The organism is Kitasatospora sp. NPDC058965, assembly GCF_042741245.1.
Lineage (GTDB): Bacteria > Actinomycetota > Actinomycetes > Streptomycetales > Streptomycetaceae > Kitasatospora.
In genome coordinates this window covers 1-5,031 of sequence record NZ_JBHYKG010000462.1, presented here as the reverse complement: position 1 = coordinate 5,031, position 5,031 = coordinate 1, and the positions used below count along the sequence as shown (strand labels likewise).

General features: G+C 76.2%; 5 protein-coding genes. 4 read left to right on the top strand and 1 reads right to left on the bottom strand.

Annotated elements, in window-relative coordinates:
* Positions 1 to 128 precede the first annotated feature (128 nt).
* A complete protein-coding gene (locus tag ACFW1A_RS38480) occupies positions 129 to 1,262 on the top strand; it encodes a hypothetical protein (RefSeq protein ID WP_380417970.1) in 1,134 nt (377 codons plus the stop codon).
* Between the two features lie 87 nt (positions 1,263 to 1,349).
* Here the strand turns inward: ACFW1A_RS38480 and ACFW1A_RS38475 are convergent, their stop codons facing one another.
* Positions 1,350 to 2,207 carry a UbiA family prenyltransferase gene (locus ACFW1A_RS38475; RefSeq protein WP_380417968.1) on the bottom strand — a complete coding sequence of 286 codons (858 nt, stop codon included), beginning with the start codon at positions 2,205 to 2,207 and terminating at the stop codon, positions 1,350 to 1,352.
* A 182-nt stretch (positions 2,208 to 2,389) separates the two neighbouring features.
* On the opposite strand from ACFW1A_RS38475, the gene ACFW1A_RS38470 reads away from it, so the two are divergent.
* From ACFW1A_RS38470 to ACFW1A_RS38460, 3 genes are read left to right on the top strand one after another with little or no spacing between them, the layout of a single operon-like run.
* Positions 2,390 to 3,451: a type III polyketide synthase gene (locus ACFW1A_RS38470; protein WP_380417966.1), complete on the top strand. Its 1,062-nt coding sequence runs from the start codon at positions 2,390 to 2,392 to the stop codon at positions 3,449 to 3,451.
* Positions 3,452 to 3,457: 6 nt separating this feature from the next.
* On the top strand, positions 3,458 to 3,973 hold the full coding sequence (locus ACFW1A_RS38465) for an isoprenylcysteine carboxyl methyltransferase family protein (RefSeq protein WP_380417964.1): 516 nt from the start codon (positions 3,458 to 3,460) through the stop codon (positions 3,971 to 3,973).
* Positions 3,970 to 4,983 carry an NAD(P)/FAD-dependent oxidoreductase gene (locus ACFW1A_RS38460; protein ID WP_380417962.1) on the top strand — a complete coding sequence of 338 codons (1,014 nt, stop codon included), beginning with the start codon at positions 3,970 to 3,972 and terminating at the stop codon, positions 4,981 to 4,983. Before ACFW1A_RS38465 ends, ACFW1A_RS38460 begins: the two co-directional genes overlap by 4 nt.
* The last annotated feature ends 48 nt before the right edge of the window (positions 4,984 to 5,031 follow it).

The following is a 5,031-nucleotide window of genomic DNA, read 5'->3' as shown; positions in this document are numbered from 1 at the left end:
ACCGGGCCAGCTGACGCAGGGTGGGCCCGTCGCCGTGGCCCCCGCCCGTTCGGCCACGGCGACGGTCCGCCCGGCCGCCTCCGCATGTCGTGACGGACGGCGATCGTTCGAATACTTATCGTGCTGATATGCGTACTCTTCCTCCCTCCCTGCTCGGCCGCAGGCTCGCCCCGTTCGTGGTCGCGCTCGCCGTCGGAGCGGTGGCCGCGGCCGCTCCCGCGTCGGCCGAGCCCGGCGGAGCGTTCCTCGACCGCCTGACCACCATCGACCAGATCGCCTCCACCGTCCCCGCCAACGGCGATGTGAACCCGTACGGCACGGTCGTCATCCAGCACGACGAGGGCGACCTGCGGCAGGGCAACGTCCTGGTCAGCAACTTCAACAACGGTCAGAACCTGCAGGGCACCGGCACCACCCTGGTGCAGATCACCCCGCAGGGCGGGGTGACGACGTTCAGCCAGATCGACCCGGCCCACCTGCCGGGCCCGTGTCCCGGCGGGGTCGGGCTGACGACCGCGCTGAGCGTGCTGCCCGGCGGCTGGGTCGTCGTCGGCAGCCTGCCCACCAGTGACGGCATGTCGGCGACGGCCCGGGCCGGGTGCCTGCTGGTCCTCGACAGCCACGGCACGGTCCGCGAGACCCTGACCGGCGACGGCATCAACGGTCCGTGGGACATGACGGCCGTCAGCCACGGCGACGACACCGACCTCTTCGTCACCAATGTGCTCAACGGGACGGTGGCGGGCGGCGGGAGCGAGGTGGACCGGGGAACGGTGCTGCGCATCAGCCTGGAACGCCACGGCGACCGGCCCCCGACCCGGGTGCGGACCACCGAGATCGGCTCCGGCTTCGCCCAGAAGACCGACCCGAGCGCCCTGGTCGTCGGTCCGACCGGCGTGGGCCTCGGCCACGACGGCACCCTCTACGTCGCCGACACCGTCAACAGCCGGATCACCGCCATTCCGCACGCGCTGACCCGCGAGCACAGCGCCGGGACCGGCGAGGTCGTCAGCGCCGGCGGCAACCTCAACGCTCCGCTCGGCCTGGCCGTCGCCCCGAACGGTCACCTCCTCACCGTCAACGGCGGCGACGGCAACATCGTCGAGACCGACCCGCACGGCGACCAGGTGGCGGTGCGCCAGCTGGACGACAGCGGTGACCCGCCCGGTGCGGGCGCCCTGTTCGGGCTGGCGGTGGCCGAGGACTGCGACGCCGTCTACTTCGTCGACGACGCCGCCAACGCCCTCGACGTGCTCCACTGACATCCACGGCACCGGCCGGGCTCCCGCACGCGCAAGGGTGCGGGGGCTCGCCCGGGTACGCAGCCGAGCCGTGCCCCGCCCCCGGGCTCAGTGCAGGTCGGTGCCGCGCAGCAGCAGGAGGACCAGGTCGAGCGCGCTCAGCGCGATGGCGAGCAGGAACGGCAGGCGGCTGTCCGGCCGTGCGGGGCGGGGGAGTGCCGCGGCGGTGGCGAGCGCGGCGGCGGCCGCCAGTCCGGTCCAACCGGTGGCCCCCGGCGCTCCGGGCGGGCCCAGCACCAGCACGGCGGAGGCCGCCAGCAGGGTGAGCGCGGCAAGGGCGCGGCTGCGGCCCGGACCCAGCCGGTGGGGCAGGCCGCGGATCCCGCACGCCAGGTCCGCCTCGATGTCCGGCAGCACGTTGGTGAGGTGCGCGCCGACGCCGAGCAGCGCTCCGGCCGCGAGCAGCCACCCGGGTGGCCACGGCCGGTCGGGGGCCAGGCCCAGGGTGACGAAGGCCGGCAGCAGCGCGAACGCCAGCGCGTACGGCGCCCAGGACCACCCGGTGCGCTTGAGGGCCGCGTTGTAGGACAGCCCGGCCGCGACCGCCAGCAGGTGCACGAGGCCCGCCGCAGGTCCGGAGGCGAAGGAGAAGGGGACGCAGAGACCGCCCGCCGCGCAGGCCGCGGCCGTGGCGGACGACGGTGCGAGGGTGCCGACGGCGAGCGGCTTGTCCCGCCGGCCGGCGCGGACGTCGCGGGCGACGTCGATGCGGTCGTTGCTCCAGCCGATGCAGAGCTGGCCGCTGAGCACGGCCAGGGCCACCAGCAGGCACCCGGCCGGGCCGCGCCCGACGGCCGCGGCGAGCGCCGTGGCCAGGCCGGTGACGGCGAGGGCCGGGAGGGGGTGCGCGGCCAGCAGCAGCGCGACCGGGGCGCCGGCCCGACGCGGCACGGCTTCGGTGGGCACACCTGATGCTAGCCGGGCCCGGAGCCGGCGGTGCGCCAGCCACGCCCGACGGTCCGTCAGCCACTCCCGGCCGGCGGTGCGTCGGCGGTGGTGCGTCGGCGGTGGTGCCCCGCGGTACGTCAGCCGCGCCCGGTGGAGCAGCATGCCGCCCGTTCGCGTGGTGCGACACCTACCATGACGGAATGACCCGAATTGTCGCGGTTCACGGTGTCCTGCCCCCGCACCGCTACCGACAGGAGGAGATCACGGGCATGCTCGCCTCGTCCTGCCGCCTGCCGCGCGACGACCTGGCCGTGCTGGAGCGCGTGCACGCGGCCTCCACCGTGACGGGGCGTCATCTCGCACTGCCGCTGGAGCGGTACGCCGGGATCGACGGGTTCGGGGCGCGCAACGACGCCTTCCTCGCCGCCGGGCTGGAGCTCGGCCGCGACGCCGTCCGCGGCGCCCTCGACCGCGCGGGTCTCGCCCCACGCGACGTCGACCTGGTGTTCTCGACCTCGGTCACCGGCCTCGCCGCGCCGTCGCTGGAGGCGCGCCTGGCAGGTGAGCTGGGCCTGCGGCCGGACGTGAAACGGGTGCCCGTCTTCGGCCTCGGCTGCGTCGCGGGCGCCGCCGGCCTGGCCCGGCTGCACGACTACCTGGTCGGCCACCCGGACGAGGTGGCACTGCTGCTCTCGGTCGAGCTGTGCTCGCTCACCCTCCAGCGCGCCGACACCTCGATGCAGAACCTGGTGGCCGGCGCGCTGTTCGGTGACGGCGCCGCCGCTGCCGTGGCCGTCGGAGCCGGGCACGACCGGAGCCGGGCCGCCGGCCCCGCCGTCGTCGCGACCCGCAGCCACCTCTTCCCCGGCACGGAGCACCTGCTCGGCTGGACCATCGGCGACACCGGGTTCCACATCATGCTCGGCGCGGACCTGCCCGAGCTGGTCCGTCGTCAGCTCGGCGGCGTGGTGAACGACTTCCTCGCCGAGTACGAGGTCAAGACGGCGGACGTGGCCGTCTGGATCTGCCATCCGGGCGGTCCCAAGGTGCTGGACGCGGTGCGCGAGGCCCTCGACCTGCCGGCCCGCGCGCTGGAGGCGACCTGGCGCTCGCTGGCGGAGGTGGGCAACCTCTCCTCGGCCTCCGTCCTGCACATCCTGCGCGACACGCTCGCCGAGCAGCACCCGCTGCCCGGGACGCCCGGCCTGCTGTTGGCGATGGGGCCCGGATTCTGTGTCGAACTCGTCCTCCTGCGCTGGTAGCCGCCGATGAACCCCTATGCGGTCCTGATCCTGCTGGTCGCCCTGGAACGGCTCGCCGAGCTGGCCACCGCCCGGCGGCACGCCCGCTGGAGCCGCGCCCGCGGCGGCGTCGAACACGGCGCCGGCCACTACCCCGTGATGGTCGCCCTGCACACCGGCCTGCTCGCCGGGTGCCTGTTGGAGACCGAACTGCTGCACCGGGCGTTCCTGCCCCGGCTCGGCTGGCCGGCCCTCGTGGCCGTCCTGCTGGCCCAGGCGCTGCGCTGGTGGTGCATCAGCAGCCTCGGGCCGCGGTGGAACACCCGGGTGATCGTGGTGCCGGGCCTGGCCCTGGTGGACCGCGGCCCGTACCGGTGGCTGCGGCACCCGAACTACCTGGCCGTGGTCGTCGAGGGGCTCGCGCTGCCGCTGGTCCACGGCGCCTGGCTCACCGCGACGGTCTTCACCCTGCTCAACCTCCCCCTGCTGGCCACCCGGCTGCGCTGCGAGAACGCCGCCCTGGCCCAGGCGGCACCCGGGTGATCGACCTGCTCGTGGCCGGTGGCGGACCCGCGGGCCTGGCCACCGCGATCCACGCCGCCCGCGCCGGACTGGAGGTCGTCGTCGCCGAACCGCGCCCCGGGCCGATCGACAAGGCCTGCGGCGAGGGGCTGATGCCGCACGGCGCGCAGGCGTTGGCCGGACTCGGCATCGAGGTCCCGGGACGGCCGCTGCACGGCATCCGCTACCTCGACGCCCGCCACCGGGCCGAGGCCAGGTTCCGCGGCGCACCGGGCCTGGGGGTGCGCGGCACCGACCTGCACGCCGCGCTCGCCGACCGGGCCCGGCAGCTCGGCGTCCGGGTGCTGCCGGTGCGGGTGGACGTCCTGCGCCAGGACGCCGGGTCGGTCGCGGCGGCGGGGCTGCGGGCCCGGTACCTCGCGGCCGCGGACGGCCTGCACTCGCCGATCAGGCGCCGGCTCGGGCTGGACGGCCCGCCGACCGGGCCCCGCCGGCACGGCCTGCGCCGGCACTTCGCCGTCGCCCCGTGGTCGGACTGCGTGGAGGTGCACTGGTCGCCCGCCGCCGAGGCCTACGTCACGCCGCTGGCACCGGACCTGGTCGGGGTCGCCGTCCTCACCGCGCACCGCGGCTCGTTCGAGCAGCACCTCGCCGCGTTCCCCGCGCTGCTGGCCCGCCTGACGGACGCCGCGGCGGGCCCGGTGCGCGGTGCGGGGCCGATGCGGCAGCGGGCCCGGGCCCGGGCGGCCGGCCGGGTGCTGCTGGTGGGCGACGCGGCCGGCTACGTCGACGCCCTGACGGGGGAGGGCCTGACGCTCGCCATGGCCGGCGCGGCGGCCCTGGTCGACAGCGTCCTGGCCGACCGCCCGGAGCGCTACGAGCGGAGCTGGCGCACCGTCACCCGGCGGCACCGCGCGCTCACCCACGCCCTGCTGTGGACCCGCGGCCGGCCGCGACTCGCCCCGCACGTCGTGCCGGCGGCGGCCCACCTGCCGTGGCTCTTCGCCTCACAGGACAACCCGCAGGGCTGAGTCGGCCGGACACCCGAGCAGCCGGGAGGCCGCGCGGGCCACCCCGCC

Coding starts and splice junctions, on each gene's coding strand:
- ACFW1A_RS38465 (WP_380417964.1), top strand. CDS start 3,458: ATGAACCCCTATGCGGTCCTGATCCTGCTGGTCGCCCTGGAACGGCTC.
- ACFW1A_RS38480 (WP_380417970.1), top strand. CDS start 129: ATGCGTACTCTTCCTCCCTCCCTGCTCGGCCGCAGGCTCGCCCCGTTC.
- ACFW1A_RS38470 (WP_380417966.1), top strand. CDS start 2,390: ATGACCCGAATTGTCGCGGTTCACGGTGTCCTGCCCCCGCACCGCTAC.